General features: G+C 72.1%; 10 protein-coding genes. 8 read left to right on the top strand and 2 right to left on the bottom strand.

Features of this window, described 5'->3' with window-relative positions; all coding sequences use genetic code 11:
* The first annotated feature begins 97 nt into the window (after window positions 1-97).
* The 5 genes from bldG (at window position 98) to ACFYNS_RS08150 (ending at window position 7,227) form a co-directional block, all read left to right on the top strand.
* The gene (gene bldG, locus ACFYNS_RS08170) at window positions 98-439 is read left to right on the top strand and encodes an anti-sigma factor antagonist BldG (protein WP_016473000.1); all 342 of its coding nucleotides are present in this window, start codon (window positions 98-100) and stop codon (window positions 437-439) included.
* Window positions 440-576: 137 nt separating this feature from the next.
* A complete protein-coding gene (locus tag ACFYNS_RS08165; RefSeq protein ID WP_360291419.1) occupies window positions 577-1,152 on the top strand; it encodes an ATP-binding protein in 576 nt (191 codons plus the stop codon).
* Window positions 1,153-1,997: 845 nt separating this feature from the next.
* The gene (locus ACFYNS_RS08160; RefSeq protein ID WP_360291416.1) at window positions 1,998-4,433 is read left to right on the top strand and encodes a sodium-translocating pyrophosphatase; all 2,436 of its coding nucleotides are present in this window, start codon (window positions 1,998-2,000) and stop codon (window positions 4,431-4,433) included.
* Between the two features lie 540 nt (window positions 4,434-4,973).
* Window positions 4,974-5,546, top strand: a complete 573-nt coding sequence (locus ACFYNS_RS08155; RefSeq protein WP_360293954.1) for a small secreted protein — start codon at window positions 4,974-4,976, stop codon at window positions 5,544-5,546.
* A gap of 52 nt (window positions 5,547-5,598) precedes the next feature.
* A complete protein-coding gene (locus ACFYNS_RS08150) occupies window positions 5,599-7,227 on the top strand; it encodes a methyltransferase (RefSeq protein ID WP_360293957.1) in 1,629 nt (542 codons plus the stop codon).
* Between the two features lie 121 nt (window positions 7,228-7,348).
* On the opposite strand, the gene ACFYNS_RS08145 is transcribed toward ACFYNS_RS08150, so the two are convergent.
* The gene (locus ACFYNS_RS08145; RefSeq protein WP_388601560.1) at window positions 7,349-7,774 is read right to left on the bottom strand and encodes a DUF2752 domain-containing protein; all 426 of its coding nucleotides are present in this window, start codon (window positions 7,772-7,774) and stop codon (window positions 7,349-7,351) included.
* A gap of 55 nt (window positions 7,775-7,829) precedes the next feature.
* A complete protein-coding gene (locus tag ACFYNS_RS08140; RefSeq protein WP_360293961.1) occupies window positions 7,830-8,219 on the bottom strand; it encodes an NINE protein in 390 nt (129 codons plus the stop codon).
* Between the two features lie 209 nt (window positions 8,220-8,428).
* Here ACFYNS_RS08140 and topA point away from each other — a divergent pair, with 209 nt between their 5' ends.
* The 3 genes from topA to ACFYNS_RS08125 all read left to right on the top strand — a co-directional run bounded on the left by topA (window position 8,429) and on the right by ACFYNS_RS08125 (window position 16,710).
* Window positions 8,429-11,374: a type I DNA topoisomerase gene (topA, locus tag ACFYNS_RS08135; RefSeq protein WP_360293964.1), complete on the top strand. Its 2,946-nt coding sequence runs from the start codon at window positions 8,429-8,431 to the stop codon at window positions 11,372-11,374.
* 376 nt (window positions 11,375-11,750) lie between these two features.
* Entirely contained in the window at window positions 11,751-15,170 is a 3,420-nt protein-coding gene (gene tmk, locus ACFYNS_RS08130; RefSeq protein WP_388601557.1) for a dTMP kinase, read from the top strand.
* Between the two features lie 328 nt (window positions 15,171-15,498).
* Window positions 15,499-16,710, top strand: coding sequence for a DNA polymerase III subunit delta' (locus ACFYNS_RS08125; RefSeq protein ID WP_360293970.1), 1,212 nt, complete (start codon window positions 15,499-15,501; stop codon window positions 16,708-16,710).
* Window positions 16,711-16,985 lie beyond the last annotated feature (275 nt).

Below are 16,985 nucleotides of genomic sequence, written 5' to 3'. Positions count from 1 at the left end.
ATCCGTCCCCTGCCTTTGGGGGTACCTCCCTCCGTCAGGGCAGGGGGAGGGAGAACCGAGGGGGCTGACCGCTCGATAGCAAGGTGCTGGAGGATCCGTGGACCTGTCCCTGTCGACCCGAACCGTCGGCGATCGCACGATCGTCGAGGTCGGTGGCGAGATTGATGTATACACCGCGCCCAAGCTGCGTGAGCAGTTGGTCGAGCTCGTAAACGACGGCAGTTACCACCTCGTCGTGGACATGGAGGGCGTCGACTTCCTCGACTCCACCGGGCTCGGCGTGCTCGTGGGTGGGCTCAAGCGGGTGCGTGCCCACGAGGGCTCGCTGCGCCTGGTCTGCAACCAGGAGCGCATTCTCAAGATCTTCCGGATCACCGGTCTGACGAAGGTGTTCCCGATCCACTCCTCGGTCGACGAGGCCGTAGCGGCCACTGACTGACACGCCGGACCGCCGGTCCGTCCCCAGTGGGGCGGACCGGCGGCTCATCGGCTGACTGGCGCATGGGCGCCGGGGCCCGGCTCTCCGAGTCCTCGGACGGACATCGCAGACTTTCAGGGAAGACCGAGGGGGATGGCATGGCCACCGTTGAGCTGCTCTTCAGTGCGCTGCCGGAGCACGTCCGTACGGCGCGGCTGGTGGCTGCCGCCGTGGCGCGCCGGGCCGGCGTCGACGAAGCCGTGCTCGACGAGGTGCGGCTGGCCGTCGGCGAGGCGTGCACCCGCGCCGTCGGACTGCACATGAGTCACGGCCTCAGCAGCCCGGTGCGGGTGTCGCTCATCGAGGACGAGAAGAAGTTCTCGATCGAAGTCGGGGACGAGGCGCCGCACCGGCGCTTCTCGCTGCCCGGCGGCACGCTCGGCGCCGGAGCCTCGGCAGCACCGCAGAACGGTGCCGCGGCCGATGCCAAGGCCGCCGGAAACGGCAGCGGCCCCACGGGCGGCGCGGCGGGTGGTCTCGTGGAGGCCGAGGGAGCACTGATGCCCGGCGCCCGTGACGAGATCCCCGAACCGGTCCCCGAGGAGGACGAGGGCGACGGAGAGATGGGGCTCGCGGTGATCAGCGGGCTGGTGGACGACGTCGAGGTGACGACCGACGAGAACGGCGGCGTGATCCGTATGAGCTGGCCCACGACGGAGCCCGTCCTCCCCTGAGCCGGGGCTGTCTTCGGTCCCGGACCTGTTCCCGGACCGGGAACCGGGCTCGCGCCCACCCCGGGTCGGCTCGCCCCACCCCGGGCCGGTTCGCGACCCACCCCGGGTTGCCTTGTGCTTGCCGGGGGTCGGAGGGCGGTCTCCTCCCTGGCCCCGGAACCGGTGTCTCCGCCCGGAGCGGCTCTGCCTTCCTGAGGCGAAACCCGGACCGGCTCCTCCGGTCCGGCACGGCCTGGTCCCGCGGTCGGCGGACTGTTCCCGGGGAGGAGCCGTACGTCTGGACCGTTATGCCCGGAGCCGGGCTCTCGTGACGTCCCAGATCGTCGCCCGCGCATGCCTGTCCGGGTCCCGGCAAGCCGTGCCGGGGGCCGAGTCCGCGGGCTGCCGTCGGCACGGCGACCGCCGCATTGGAGCTGTCTCCGACCCCCTGGACCCGTCCTTCCCCGAAATATTTCCGGACCTCCACATCCTCACCCGTCATAGCCCGTCACGTCCCGAGGAGATTTTCGATCTTCGGGTCACTCGTCCGTGCCAGTTTTCGTGATCTTCATTTCTGATCTTCAGAAGATCTGGTTCGATATTTCTGACCAGCCATTAAACCGGCTGCACCGACCCTCTTCGTTCACCCGATAGATCGTTTTCCTTGGGTCAGTTGAATTTGCGGATTCCCTCGTGCGAGCGAACTATCTGCTTCCTGCGCGGCTGATCTTCGCCGATCCCGGCGAATTCTCGCTGCTGCGCTCTGTTTTGATCTAGTGGCGCTCCCTACAATCCGTCCACATCTTTGCAGCAGGACGCCTGAGCGTGCTTGCGCGCGCCCATGTGCCAAACGTCAAGGAGGACGAATGGCGGGGCATCTCAGCCCACTCCACCAACCCCAGTACCTCGCGGACGCCGCAGAGCTGACCAGTGGCAATCGGGGACTCGCGATCGTGATCGCGGTTGTCGCGCTCGCAGCGCTCGGCGTCGCCATGGTGCTGGTACGACAAGTGCTCGCCGCGGGCGAGGGCACCGACAGCATGAAGAAGATCGCCGCTGCCGTGCAGGAGGGCGCGAACGCCTACCTGGCGCGGCAGCTGCGTACCCTCGGGGTATTCGCGGTGGTGGTCTTCTTCCTGCTCATGTTGTTGCCGGCCGACGATATGCAGCAGCGGATCGGCCGGTCGTTGTTCTTCCTGGTCGGTGCCGGATTCTCGGCGGCGACCGGCTATATCGGCATGTGGCTCGCGGTGCGCAGCAATGTGCGCGTGGCCGCCGCGGCCCGTGAGGCGACCCCGGCGCCGGGCGCTGAGGAAGGGTCCGGCGATCTCACCGCCGTTTCCCACCGGGCGATGAAGATCGCTTTTCGCACCGGCGGCGTCGTCGGAATGTTCACCGTCGGGCTCGGCCTCTTCGGTGCGTCCTGCGTGGTGCTCGTCTACGCGGCCGACGCGCCCAAGGTGCTGGAGGGCTTCGGCCTCGGCGCCGCGCTGATCGCGATGTTCATGCGAGTCGGCGGCGGGATCTTCACCAAGGCCGCCGACGTGGGCGCCGACCTGGTCGGCAAGGTCGAGCAGGGCATTCCGGAGGACGACCCGCGCAACGCGGCCACCATCGCGGACAACGTCGGCGACAACGTCGGCGACTGCGCCGGTATGGCGGCCGACCTGTTCGAGTCGTACGCCGTGACGCTGGTGGCCGCGCTCATTCTCGGCACGGCCGTCTTCGGCAACGACGGGCTGGTCTTCCCGCTGCTCGTGCCCGCCATCGGGGTGATCACCGCCATGATCGGGGTGTTCGCCGTGGCCCCGCGCCGCGCCGATCGCAGCGGGATGACCGCGATCAACCGGGGCTTCTTCATCTCGGCCGTGATCTCGCTCGCGCTGGTGGCGATCGCCGCCTTCATCTACCTGCCCTCCAGCTACGCGGACCTCAAGGGCGTCTCGGGAGACGACGCGCAGGAGATCCTGGGGCACAGCGGTGATCCGCGCATGCTGGCGGTCGTGGCGGTCGCGATCGGCATCGTGCTCGCCGCCGTCATCCAGCAGCTGACCGGCTACTTCACGGAGACCACTCGCAAGCCGGTGCGGGACATCGGCAGGACCTCCCTCACGGGGCCGGCGACGGTCGTGCTCTCGGGCGTCTCCATCGGCCTGGAGTCGGCCGTCTACACGGCGCTGCTGATCGGGCTGAGCGTCTACGGCGCGTTCCTGCTGGGCGGCGGCACGGTGATGCTGGCGCTGTTCGCCGTCGCGCTGGCCGGGACCGGGCTGCTGACCACCGTCGGCGTGATCGTCGCCATGGACACCTTCGGGCCCGTCTCGGACAACGCGCAGGGCATCGCGGAGATGTCCGGCGACGTCGAGGGCGCGGGCGCCCAGGTCCTCACCGATCTGGACGCGGTGGGCAACACCACCAAGGCGATCACCAAGGGCATCGCCATCGCCACGGCGGTGCTCGCCGCCGCCGCGCTCTTCGGTTCGTACCGCACCGAACTGGCCCAGGCGCTCACCGACGCGGACCAGAGCGCGGGCAAGATGCTGGAACTCGTGGACATCGCCCAGCCCAGCACGCTGGTCGGGCTGATGTTCGGGGCCGCGGTGGTGTTCCTGTTCTCGGGGCTCGCCATCAACGCCGTGTCCCGCTCGGCGGGTTCGGTCGTCTTCGAGGTACGGCGGCAGTTCCGGGAGCGTCCGGGGATCATGGACTACACCGAGCAGCCCGAGTACGGCCGGGTGGTGGACATCTGCACCAAGGACGCGCTGCGGGAGCTCACGACTCCGGGGCTGCTGGCCGTGATGGCGCCGATCCTGGTCGGCTTCACCTTCGGGGTCGGGGCGCTGGCGGCGTTCCTCGCCGGGGCGATCGGCGCCGGCACCCTGATGGCGGTCTTCCTCGCCAACTCGGGCGGTGCCTGGGACAACGCGAAGAAGCTGGTGGAGGACGGCCACCACGGCGGAAAGGGCAGCGAGGCCCACGAGGCCACCATCATCGGTGACACGGTCGGCGACCCGTTCAAGGACACCGCCGGCCCGGCGATCAACCCGCTGCTGAAGGTGATGAACCTGGTGGCGCTGCTGATCGCACCGGCCGTGGTGCAGTTCAGCTACGGCGAGGACAAGAGCGTCGGCGTGCGAGTGGTGGTCTCGTTGGTCGCCGTGGCGGTCGTCGTCGGCGCCGTCTACCTCTCCAAGCGGCGCGGTGTCGCCGTGACGGACGAGAACACCGCCGAGCGGCGTGCCGAGCCCTCCGACCCGCCGGTCGATCCCGCGGATCCGGTGGACCCGGTGGCTGCCTCGTAGCCCCTGGGCACCGGGCCGGAGCAGGCGGGTCGGCGGCCGCTTCGCAGGGGTACCGCCGTAGGGCCACAGGGCCGTACGACGGCCGCGCGAGCGGTGACCGTCAACCGGCGAGCGGGCGGGACGCGTTGGCGTCCCGCCCGCTCGCCGCGTCTCCCGCGGCCACTTCCGGCTCCGCCGCCGTCGCGTACCGGCTCCGCGGGAGCCTCCGCGGAGCCGCAGCCCCCGCGGCTGTCCGCAGCTGTCCGCGCCTCTCTGCGGCTGTCCGCCCCCGCGCCGTCCGCCGCCTCCGGGCGTCTCCCGACCCGTATGCCCGGCCGTATGCCCGCCCGTGTCTTGTCCGTCGGGGGGCACGCCGGGGGCACGCCCGGGGCACGGCGAGGGCACGCCGGGGGCTCGGTGGGGGCTCGGTGGGGCAGGTGGGCGGGCGCGTGTGGGATGTCGCGCCCAACTGTTGGTGCAAATGGCTGCAATAGTAGGCATAAGGTTCTTCCGGCTCGCCGCCACTCCCGCTCTGGCGTGTATGTTCCGGGCCGAACAGCCATGGAAGGGACCGATCCGGTGAACAAGAAGCTCGCGGCGGCGCTGTCCGGCGGTGCGGTGCTCGTGCTCGCGCTGACTGGTTGCAGTGACGACAGTGGCAAGACCGACGACTGGGCCAAGCAGGTCTGCGACGACCTCCAGCCCCAGCTCAACAAGATCGATCAGGCCAATGCCTCGATCGCCGACGCGTCCCAGGCGGCCAAGTCCCCCGAAGAGGTCAAGAAGGCCGACTCCGCCGGGTTCCAGAAGGTCTCCGATGCGTACAAGGCCATGGCCTCGGCGGTGAAGAAGGCGGGGCCGCCCCCCGTGGACGACGGCGAGACCCTGCAGAAGGACGCGGTCAAGGAACTGGACCACATCGCGGACCAGTACCACGACCTCAAGGTCGCCACCGACAAGCTCCCCACCGACGACAAGTTCGACGAGGGGCTCGACTCCGTGGCCGCCAAACTCAAGTCCCTGGGGCAGAGCGGCGACAAGGCGCTCCAGGAACTCCAGAAGGGCGATGTCGGCAAGGCGACGGGCAAGCAGGAGAGCTGCAAGAAGACGGGTGTGACCAAGGGCGGTTCCTGAGGACACGGCGACCCGCGCCCCCGGCGGCGGAGCGGCCCGCGAGCGAAGGAGAATGGCGCGGGTGAGCACTGACGCACTTCCCGAGCCCACGACCGAGAGCACCCACAGGGTGCGGGAGGCACTGATCGGCGCCGGATTCACCGCCGACGGCCTCCTGGACCTCCTCGGCGCCCCCGCCTACGCGGCCCTCGCCCGCGGTGAGACCGTTCCGGCGCTGCGCGCCACCCGGGACGGGGGCCCGCTCGCGACACTGACCCGTCTCTTCCTGCTGCAGCAGGCCGTGCCGTACCGGAGTGCGCGTGCCGTGCTGCCCGTCGACGTCGACGAGGTACTGGCCGACCGCTGGCTGGAGCGGGTGCCGGAGGCGGAGGGGGCCGAGGAGTCCGTACGCGCCACCGTCGACGTTCGCCCCTACAGCGGTCCGGAGGGCCAGGACTGGTGGGTCGTCAGCGACAGCGGGTGTGCCGTCGGGGGCGCGGGCGGCGTGGGCGGCGGGGGCGGCCCACGCGAGTCGTCCGACTCGCGTGACCCGGAGGACGCACGTGAGCCCGGTGGCGAGAGCGGGTCCTCCCCGGGGCGCCCCGGGGAGGACGTGGTGCTCGGCGTCGGCGGCGCCTCCACCACGCTGGCCGGGATCATGGTGCCCTCCCCGGTCGACCGCGCGCTCGATCTCGGCACCGGGTCCGGGATCCAGGCGCTGCACGCCGACCGGTTCGCCGCGCAGGTCACCGCCACCGATCTCAATCCGCGGGCGCTGCGCTTCACCCGGCTGACTCTCGCCCTGTCCGGTGCCGCCGAGCCGGAGCTGCGCGAGGGCTCGCTGTTCGAGCCGGTGGCCGACGAGGAGTCGTACGATCTGATCGTCTCCAACCCGCCGTTCGTGATCTCCCCGGGTGCACGGCTGACCTACCGCGACGGCGGCATGGCGGGCGACGACATGTGCCGCCACCTCGTCCAGCAGGCCGCCCGCCATCTGGCCCCGGGCGGCTACTGCCAGTTGCTGGCCAACTGGGAGCACCAGGAGGGTGCGGACTGGCGGGACCGGGTCCGTTCCTGGGTGCCGCCGGGGTGCGACGCCTGGATCGTGCAGCGGGAGGTGCAGGACGTCACCCAGTACGCGGAACTGTGGCTGCGTGACGCGGGGGACCACCTGGACGGCGCGGCCGCGTACGCGGCGCGCTACGACGCCTGGCTGGACGAGTTCGCGGCACGTGGCACCAAGGCGGTCGGGTTCGGCTGGGTCACGCTGCGGCGCACGGACGCCGAGTCTCCCTCGGTGTGTGCCGAGGAGTGGCCGCACCCGGTCGAGCAGCCGCTGGGCGAGGTGATCCGGACGCACTTCGAGCGTCAGGACTTCCTGCGCCGGACCGGTGATGCGGCGCTGCTGGAGCACCGCTTCCTCCTCGCGGACGAGGTGGTCCAGGAGCAGGTCGGGGCGCCGGGCGCGGAGGATCCGGAGTACGTGGTGCTGCGGCAGAACCGGGGAATGCGACGGGCGACGACGGTGGACACGGTCGGCGCCGGGTTCGCCGGGGTGTGCGACGGGACGCTGACCGCGGGCCGCATCCTGGACGCCATCGGCCAGCTCCTGGGCGAGGATCCGGCCGAGTTGCGGGCGCGCACACCGGAGTCGATCAGACTCCTGGTCGAACAGGGGTTCCTGACCCCGGTGGCGGACTGACACTCCCGAGGGACGGCGGTCGGACCGCCGGGAGCCGGATGGCCGGGAGTCAGGAATCAGGAGCCAGGCTCGCCGGAGCCGATCCCGGTCCACCGAAGTCCACCGAAGCGGCCCGCCGGGGTCAGAGCAGGTTCCGGGCCACGGTCCAGGCGACGGCGGTGCTCAGTACGGCCACTTTGCCGCGGGTGCTCATGCGCGGGGCCCAGCGCCGGCCGCGCAGCCCCTCGGACAGCCAGCGGCCGGAGAGGTAGAGGGCTACGGGCAGGCCGACGGTGAGCAGTGCGGCGTTGTCGTGCAGCGCTGCGGCGATGTCGCCGTGCATCAGGTCGTAGGCCATCCGCGTGCCGCCGCAGCCGGGGCAGAGCAGTCCGGTGGCCCAGTTGAAGGGGCAGCGGGGCAGCAGGTTGCCCGAGGTATGCGGGTCGGTGCCCCACAGATAGCAGGCGCCTGCGAGGCCGGCCGCCGCCGTGGCGAGCGGCGGGGCGGCCGGGTGGGAGAGGGCGGCGCGGAGTCGGCCCACGGCAGCAGGGACGTTGGTGATCGCCATGTGGCCAGTGCCTCCCCTCGTGTCGCGTCGCCCTCCCCCGGGGCGCTCGGCAGCCTCAGCCACGCAGGATGCGGCCGTCGCTGTCGGTGCGGCTGTCGCTGGTCAGGAAGATGATGCCGTCGACCAGCGACCAGACGCCCAGGCCCCCGCAGGTGAAGAGCTGGGCTATGCCCATGCCGACGTGGCCGGTGTAGAACCGGCCGATGCCCAGGCCGCCGATGAAGAGCTGGAGCACCCCGGCGACGATCTTGGACTTGTCGGAGAGCGGACGTCCGTACGGGTCGTAACCGTACGGAGCGTTCGGGTCCCCGGTGTACTGGCCGGGCATGGCGCCCATCGGCTGCTGCTGCGGGTAGCCGTACGCCGGCTGACCGGGCGGCTGGTTGTAAGGGTTCTGTCCCGGCTGCTGGGGATAGCCGTAGCCGGGCTGATTCGGGTCGGACACAAGACCTCCGAGGTCGAGCGGTACCTGGTGATGTGCCCCGGACATGTTGCCAGAGCCGTCGGGCGGCGGGACGGCTGGTTGTCGGGTTACCGTTCGAGTGGCGTTGCCGACTTTTCCCGTTTGACATGGGGGCGGGAGGTACCGTCACACTCCGCAGCGATAGCGCTGCAGAGTGATTCCTCGAAACCGACCGGAGAGAAGAGCAGAAGTTGTCCCCGACCCACGAGACAGCAAATGGTGGGCGCCGACTTGTGATCGTCGAGTCGCCTGCCAAGGCCAAGACGATCAAGGGCTATCTCGGCCCTGGCTACGTTGTCGAGGCCAGCGTCGGGCACATCCGCGACCTTCCGGGCGGCGCGGCCGAGGTTCCCGCGAAGTACAAGGGCGAGCCCTGGGCCCGCCTCGGCGTCAACGTCGATCATGATTTCGAGCCGCTGTACGTCGTCAACAGCGACAAGAAGGACCAGGTCAAAAAGCTCAAGGAGCTGCTGGCCGAGTCCGACGAACTGCTGCTCGCCACTGACGAGGACCGCGAGGGCGAGGCCATCGCCTGGCATCTGCAGCAGGTGCTCAAGCCCAAGGTCCCGGTCAAGCGGATGGTCTTCCACGAGATCACCAAGGACGCCATCCAGAATGCCGTCCGCAATCCCCGAGACCTCAACCAGCGGCTGGTCGACGCGCAGGAGACCCGCCGCATCCTGGACCGGCTGTACGGGTACGAGGTCTCGCCCGTGTTGTGGAAGAAGGTCATGCCGCGGCTGTCTGCGGGCCGGGTGCAGTCCGTGGCCACCCGGCTGGTCGTGGAGCGGGAGCGGGAGCGCATGGCGTTCCGGTCCGCCGAGTACTGGGACCTGACCGGCACGTTCGCGACGGGGCAGGCGGGGGATGCCTCGGCGCCGGCGGGCTCGGGTGCGGGTTCCGGCAAGGGGGCCTCCGGTGACCCGGCGACCTTCGGGGCGCGGCTGACCACGGTCGACGGGCGCCGTGTCGCTCAGGGCCGCGATTTCGGTTCGGACGGCCGGCTCAAGGACCAGTCCGCCGTCCTCCATCTGGACGAGGAGGGCGCCCGCTCGCTGGCGGCGGCCCTGGAGAACACCGAGTTCGCCGTCCGGTCCGTCGAGTCCAAGCCCTACCGCCGCTCGCCCTACGCTCCCTTCCGTACGACGACCCTCCAGCAGGAGGCGAGCCGGAAGCTCGGGTTCGGCGCCAAGTCGACCATGCAGGTGGCGCAGAAGCTGTACGAGAACGGCTTCATCACCTACATGCGTACGGACTCCACCACGCTCTCCGACACGGCCGTCTCGGCCGCCCGCTCCCAGGTCACCCAGCTCTACGGGGCCGACTACCTGCCGGACAAGCCGCGCACCTACGCGGGCAAGGTCAAGAACGCGCAGGAGGCCCACGAGGCGATCCGCCCCTCGGGCGACCGTTTCCGCACGCCTGCGGAAACGGGCCTGACCGGCGATCAGTTCAAGCTCTACGAGCTGATCTGGAAGCGGACCGTCGCCTCCCAGATGAAGGACGCGGTCGGGCAGTCGGTGACGGTGAAGGTCGGCGGCCGGTCGGCGGACGGCCGGGACGCAGAGTTCAGCGCCACCGGCAAGGTCATCACCTTCCACGGCTTCCTCAAGGCGTATGTGGAAGGCGCCGACGACCCCAACGCGGAGCTGGACGACCGGGAGCGGCGGCTGCCGCAGGTCGCCGAGGGCGACCCGCTGCGCGCCGAGGAGATGTCCGTCGACGGCCACGCGACCAAGCCGCCGGCCCGCTACACCGAGGCGACGCTGGTCAAGGAGCTGGAGGAGCGCGAGATCGGGCGCCCCTCCACCTATGCCTCGATCATCAGCACCATCCTGGACCGGCGTTACGTCTTCAAGAAGGGCACCGCGCTGGTGCCGTCCTTCCTGAGCTTCGCCGTGGTCGGGCTGCTGGAGAAGCACTTCGGCCGGCTCGTGGACTACGACTTCACCGCCAGGATGGAGGACGACCTCGACCGCATCGCCGCGGGCAGTGCGGAGGCCGTGCCGTGGCTGCGGCGCTTCTACTTCGGCGAGGGCGAGGAGGAGACCGGCGCGGCCGCCACGGCGGGCAACGGCGACGGCGACCATCTCGGCGGCCTCAAGGAGCTCGTCTCCGACCTCGGCGCGATCGACGCCAAGGGCGTGTCCTCGTTCCCCGTCGGTGAGGGCATCATGCTTCGCGTCGGACGGTACGGCCCTTATGTGGAAGGGCCCAGCCAGCAGGAGGGCGAGCCGGGCCAGCGTGCCGACGTCCCGGACGACCTTCCGCCGGACGAGCTGACCGTCGACTACGCCAAGGAGCTGCTGGCCAAGCCCAGCGGCGACTTCGAACTCGGAACCGACCCGGAGACCGACCGCCCGATCGTGGCACGGGACGGGCGGTACGGGCCGTATGTGACCGAGGTGCTGCCCGAGGGCACGCCGAAGACGGGCAAGAACGCGGTCAAGCCGCGGACGGCTTCGCTGTTCCGGTCGATGTCGCTGGACACCATCACGCTGCAGGACGCGCTCAAGCTGCTGTCGCTGCCGCGGGTCGTCGGGGTCGACCCCGAGTCCGGCAACGAGATCACCGCGCAGAACGGGCGCTACGGCCCCTATCTGAAGAAGGGCACCGACTCCCGCTCGCTGGAGAGCGAGGAGCAGATCTTCGGCATCACGCTGGAGCAGGCGCTGGAGATCTACTCCAAGCCCAAGCAGCGCGGCAGGGCCGCGGCGAAGCCGCCGCTCAAGGAGCTGGGGACCGATCCGGAGACGGAGCGTCCCGTGGTGGTCAAGGACGGCCGGTTCGGGCCGTACGTGACGGACGGCGAGACCAACGCGACCCTGCGGCGGGACGACGACGTCGAGACGATCACCGCTGAGCGGGGCTTCGAGCTGCTGTCCGAGAAGCGGGCCAAGGCCCCCGCCAAGAAGAAGGCGCCCGCGAAGAAGGCAGCCGCGAAGAAGACGGCGGCGAAGAAGGCACCTGCCAAGAAGACTGCGGCCAAGAAGACGGCGGCGAAGAAGACCACCGCCAAGAAGGCCACAAAGGCGGCCACGAAGACGGCCACCAAGGCGCCTGCGAAGTCCGCGAAGAAGACGGCCGCCAAGAGCACCGTGAAGAAGACGGCCTCGGAGAAGTCCGCGGAGGAGTGAACCGGCCCGGCGCCGCTCTCCGCTTCTCCCGGCGACTGTTCCCGGTGCCGTCCTGGGAGGCGGCCCGCGCGACGCCGCCGCGCTGTGGCACGTCGCGGACCCCGGAACGCTCGGACCCGGGACTCCGGAACCCCGGGGTCCCGGGCCCGCGGGGCGCACGAAGCCGGGCGTCGGGGCGTCGGGACGTCAGGCTGTCGGGGCGTCGGGGCGTCAGGCTGCCGGGGCGTCGGGGCGCGCCAGGCCGTCGGAGCGTCGGGACGCCGGAGAGGCCGAAGAGTGCCGTACGCGGTGTGACGACGCAGCGGTTGCGGAGCTGTAGCACACAGATGTTCGGGTACGGATCCGGGTGCCGGCCTCCTCCCTATACGCTGGCGGGATGAAGTCTTCGCCCCCAACTGCCCCGGACGACGCCCTCGCAGCGGAATCCCGCGAGGGTGCCGTGACCGCGCTGCTGCGTTTCCCCCCGCTGCGGCGGCTGTGGACAGCGCAGTTCACCAGTGGGATCGGCGACATGCTGGGCCTCCTGGTGCTGCTGCTGCTCGCGATGCAGGCGGCGGCCGTGCGCGGTGTGGCGGGAGACCCGGTCTTCGGCGGCGGATACCGCGGAATGGCACTGGTCGTGGCCACGGTCTTCGGGCTGCGCCTGCTGTCCACGCTGCTGTTCGGCGCCGTCCTGCTGGGCCCGGTCTCCGCGCTGGTCAGCGGAGTCAAGGAGAACCGCGGGACGGGAACCGGAACGCAGACCGGAACGGACTCCGGGACGCACCCCGGAACGCACGCCGAGGCGGACGGCGGAACGAGCCCCGGGCCGGACGCCGGGAAGAGTGGCGGACCGGCCCGCGACGGCGAGTCCGGCGGCGGAAGCGGCAGCGGGTCCGGCGCCGGAAAGAAGATCCTGGACCGGCGGTGGACACTGTTCGGCGCCGACGCGCTGCGCGCCGCCGCGCTGATCATCGCCCCGCTGTGGGTCGACTGGACGCCCGGCAGCGCGTTCGCCGTCGTGCTCATCACCGTCTTCGTGACGGGCGTCGCCGAGCGGGTCTCCACCGTGACCAGGGACAGCGCGGCCCCCGCGCTGCTGCCGGCCGCGCCGCCCGAGGGCACAGCGCTGCGGCCGCTGCCGGACCACGGCGAGGCGCTGCGCCGCCTGTGGCTGCGCTCCGCCTTCGTGGCGCTGCCCGTCGCGGCGGCGGGGCTCGTCGTCGTCACCCTGTTCAGCAATCTGCTCGCCACGGGGGTCGACTGGTTCGGCTCGCACCAGGCCGCGTTGGCCTCGTACGTGGCGGCCGGCCTGTTCGCCGCGGCGGCCGCCGTCGGGTACTTCCTCGAACTGCCCGACGGACAGACCCCGCGCCCCCGTTCCCCGCTGGAGGGCCTGCGCCGGCCCCGGACGGCGGACGGCGGCTCCGACAAGGGGCGCACGGGAGCCGTGCCGCTCCTCGTCGTCGCCGGTGGCGCCGTGGGCGGAGCCATCGCGTCGGCAGTCGCCCTCGCCCCGCTGCAAGCCGCCGACCTGGGCGGCGGGCCCGTCGCCTTCGGACTGCTCGCGCTGATGCTGACCGGCGGCACCGTCGCCGGGATCCGACTGGCGCCGCACACGGTGCCGTCCCTCTCCCGGCGCCGGCTGCTCGCGCTCGTCACCGGGCTGACCGGCATCCTGCTGCTGGCGGCCGGACTGGTGCCCGACACCGCGACCGTCATCGCGCTGGCGCTGCTGGCCGGACTCGGCGGCGGCATCGCAGCCAACACCCTGCACACCCTGCTCGACCAGGAGACCGAGGAAGCCCGCCGCGCCCGGACGACCGAGCACCTGCAGGCGGTGGTCCGGCTGTCGCTGGCCGTGGGCGCGATCCTGGCGCCCGTCCTGGCCGCGCTCATCGGTCCGCACCGGGTGGAGAACGGGTCGTTCGTCTTCGACCACGGTGGTGCCTCGTTCACGCTGATGCTGGTCGGCGCGCTGCTGCTGCCCGTCGGGGCGATCCTGCTGGGCCGCACCGACGACCGGCAGGGCGTGCCGCTGCGGCGCGATCTGGTGGCGGCGTTCGGCGGCGGCCGCCCCCGGCAGACCCCGGCCGGAAGCGGATTCTTCCTGGTCCTGGAGGGCGGCGACGGCGCCGGCAAGACCACGCAGGTGGACGCGCTCGCCGACTGGATCCGGGCCAAGGGCCACGAGGTCGTCGTCACCAAGGAGCCCGGCTCCACCCCGGTCGGCAAGCGACTGCGCTCGATCCTGCTGGACGTCTCCTCGGCCGGGCTCTCGCACCGCGCCGAGGCCTTGCTGTACGCCGCCGACCGTGCCGAGCACGTGGACACGGTCGTCCGTCCCGCGCTGGAGCGCGGCGCCGTGGTCATCTCGGACCGCTACGTCGACTCGTCCGTCGCCTACCAGGGCGCGGGCCGCGACCTGTCCCCCGCGGAGATCGCCCGGATCAACCGCTGGGCGACCGACGGACTGGTGCCGCACCTGACCGTGCTGCTCGACGTCGCACCCGAGACCGCCCGGGAGCGCTTCACGGAGGCGCCGGACCGGCTGGAGTCCGAGCCGGTCGAGTTCCACCAGCGGGTCCGGTCCGGTTTCCTCACCCTCGCGGCCGCCGACCCGGCCCGCTACCTGGTCGTCGACGCCGGGCAGGAGCCCGAGAACGTCACCACCGCTGTCCGGCACCGGCTCGACCAGGTGCTGCCGCTCTCCGAGGCCGAGAAGAAGGCCCAGGAGGAGGCACGCAAGCGGGCCGAGGAGGAGGCGCGGCGGCGCGCCGAGGAGGAGGCCCGCCGCAAGGCGGAGGAGGAGCGCAAGGAGCGCGAGCGCCAGGAACAGCTGGAGAAGCTCCGCCGCGAGGAGGAGGAGCGCAAGCGCCGCGAAGCGGAACTGGCGCGCCAGCGCGAGGAGGCCCGCCGGGCGGAGGAGGCCAGGAAACAGGCCGAGGAGGCCCGCCGGATCGCCGAGGAGGAACGCGAGCGGCGCGAGGCCGAGCAGCGGGCCCACGAGGAGGAGCAGGAGCGGCTGCGCAAGCGTGCCGAGGAGGAGAAGCGGCTCCGGGCCGAGGCCGAGGAGCGTCGCCTGGAGCGGCAGCGCAAGGCTGAGGAAGCGCTGCTGAAGGCCGAGCAGGCGCGGGCCGCCGCGGCCGCCGAGGCCAAGGCCAAGGCCGAGGCGGACGCGGAGGCGGAGGCCGCGGAGCGGGCGCGGCGCGAGAAGGCCGATGCGCACGCCGCGCAGTCCGCCGAGGCGCCGGGTGCCGACTCCGCTTCCGGCGCCGGTGCGGCATCCGGGGGTTCCGCTTCCGGTACGCCGGATTCCGAGGACCGCTCGCCGGACGGCGCCGAGGCGGACACCGCGCAGATCCCGCACGTGGGCTCGCGGGACGAGGCCGCCGGTCCGGACGCGGAGGACACCACGCAGTTGCCGCGCCCCGGCAGCGGCCCGTCCGACGACGAGACGACCGTGCTGCCCCAGGTCTCCGACGGGTCCAGCGGGCAGAACGGCGGGGCGGACAGCGACGCGACGACGGCGCTCCCCCGGGTCCCCGAGTCCCAGGACGCGGGCGAGACGGCCGTCCTCCCGCAGGTGGACCCCCGGGAGCGGTACGCGGACGCGGATTCCGCCTCCGGTTCCGGTTCCGCCTCCGGTTCGGACGACGCCGAGGACCGTACCCGGGAGCTGCCCCAGGTCGACGAGGGGGAGCGCCCCCGCCCCTCCTGGGCGGAGGACACCCCCATGGACGACGTCCCCACGCTGGCGGACGAACTGCTGGGCCCGCACGACCCGCAGGACGACGAGGACCGCCGCCGTCGCTGACGGCGGACGGCATGACGGCTGAGGGCATGACAGCTGAGGGCGGACGACCGGCCGGCGGGCCCCTGGCCCGCCGGCCCGTCCGCCGGCCGCTGAGGGTGTCGGGGGCCGTCGCTCGGCCGACCGCGCCGTCGACGGCTTCGGCCGGGTGCGCGCAGCACCCCGGCCGGAACCCCGGCCGGAACCCCGGCCGGAACCCCGGCCGGAACCCCGGCCGGAACCCCGGCCGGAACCCCGGACGTCGCCCCGGCCCGGCCCTCGGCGGATCGTCCGGCCCCGCTCCGGCAGCCGGTGGACCCGACTGTCACCGGCATCCGCGACAATGGTCCCCATGGCGGTGTGGGACGACCTGGTGGGCCAGGACAGGGCAGCGAAGCAGCTCGCCGCTGCCGCGGGGGACGCGGACGCGTATGTGACGGCGGAGGCCGCGGCGCACGGCTCCGCGGACCTGTCCGGCTCCGCGATGACCCACGCCTGGCTCTTCACGGGACCGCCCGGTGCGGGCCGCGAGCAGGCGGCCCGCGCGTTCGCGGCGGCGCTCCAGTGCGTCAGCCCGGACCGGGCGCTGGGCAGCAGCCCGGGATGCGGCTTCTGCGAGGGCTGCCATACGACGATGGTCGGCACCCACGCGGATGTCGAGATCGTCCGCACCGATCTGCTGACCATCGGCGTGAAGGAGACGCGCGCGCTGGTGCGCGGGGCGCAGATGTCCCCGTCCGGCGGCCGCTGGCAGGTGATCGTCCTGGAGGACGCCGACCGCCTGACGGAGGGCGCCGGCAACGTGCTGCTGAAGGCCGTCGAGGAACCGGCGCCGCGCACGGTGTGGCTGCTGTGCGCGCCGTCCACCGAGGACGTCCTCCCCACCATCCGGTCCCGCTGCCGGCATCTGGCGCTGCGCACGCCCCCGGTCGACGCGGTGGCGGACCTGCTGGTGCGGCGGGACGGGATCGCGCCGGAGACGGCCGCGTCCGCGGCACGGGCCACCCAGGGGCACATCGGCCATGCGCTGCGGCTGGCCACCGACGAGCGGGCCCGCGCCAGACGGCAGGCGGTGCTCAAGCTGCCGTCCCGGGTCGACGACGTGGGCAGCGCGCTGCGGGCTGCGCAGGAGCTGATCGACGCCGCGACGGAGGACGCCAAGCAGGTCGCCGAGGAGCTGGACGCCAAGGAGACCGAAGAACTGCGGGCGGCCCTGGGCGCGGCGGAGGGCAAGCGGCTGCCGCGCGGCACGGCGGGGGCGATGAAGGAGCTGGAGGACAAGCAGAAGCGCCGCGCGACCCGCACCCAGCGCGACTCGCTCGACCTCGCGCTCTCCGACCTGACGGCCTTCTACCGCGACGTGCTGGCCCGCCAGTTGGGCTCGTCCGTCGCCCTGTCGCACGACGACGCGGCCGGGACGATCGGTCAACTGGCCGCCACCTCACGCCCGGAGCAGACACTGCGCCGGATCGAGGCGATCCTGGAGTGCCGCCGGACGCTGGACCGCAATGTCGCCCCGCTGCTGGCGGTGGAAGCGATGACGATGGCGCTGCGGGCCGGCTGACACCGGGCCGGCGCGCCCCCTGGCGACGGCTGGCGGCCTGTCAGGGCTTCCCGGTCACCGGACGACCGCGGCCCACGGGCTGCCGGGAGAGCGGCGTGAGCCGATCGGCACGACCGGCACGGCGGCACAGGAGGGCGGCCGGGGGCGGCGCCGACCGGCGGATTGACGCGCCACAGCGCCCCCGCGGGCGACGGTCCTGTGCCCGGCTGGGTACGCTCCCAGCACGTGCCGCCGCCGGAGGGATGCCCCATGAGTCAGCCACCCGCCTCCCGTAT

Origin of the sequence: Streptomyces sp. NPDC006925, assembly GCF_042869575.1 — a bacterium.
In the GTDB taxonomy this organism is placed as follows: Bacteria; Actinomycetota; Actinomycetes; order Streptomycetales; family Streptomycetaceae; genus Streptomyces.
This window is presented reverse-complemented; position numbering and strand designations above follow the sequence as displayed.

Bases quoted from the DNA above. Each gene is read 5' to 3' on its own strand.
- ACFYNS_RS08155 (WP_360293954.1), top strand. From the start codon at position 4,974: ATGGAAGGGACCGATCCGGTGAACAAGAAGCTCGCGGCGGCGCTGTCC.
- ACFYNS_RS08160 (WP_360291416.1), top strand. From the start codon at position 1,998: ATGGCGGGGCATCTCAGCCCACTCCACCAACCCCAGTACCTCGCGGAC.
- ACFYNS_RS08165 (WP_360291419.1), top strand. From the start codon at position 577: ATGGCCACCGTTGAGCTGCTCTTCAGTGCGCTGCCGGAGCACGTCCGT.
- ACFYNS_RS08145 (WP_388601560.1), bottom strand. From the start codon at position 7,774: ATGGCGATCACCAACGTCCCTGCTGCCGTGGGCCGACTCCGCGCCGCC.
- ACFYNS_RS08125 (WP_360293970.1), top strand. From the start codon at position 15,499: ATGGCGGTGTGGGACGACCTGGTGGGCCAGGACAGGGCAGCGAAGCAG.
- tmk (WP_388601557.1), top strand. From the start codon at position 11,751: ATGAAGTCTTCGCCCCCAACTGCCCCGGACGACGCCCTCGCAGCGGAA.
- ACFYNS_RS08150 (WP_360293957.1), top strand. From the start codon at position 5,599: ATGGCGCGGGTGAGCACTGACGCACTTCCCGAGCCCACGACCGAGAGC.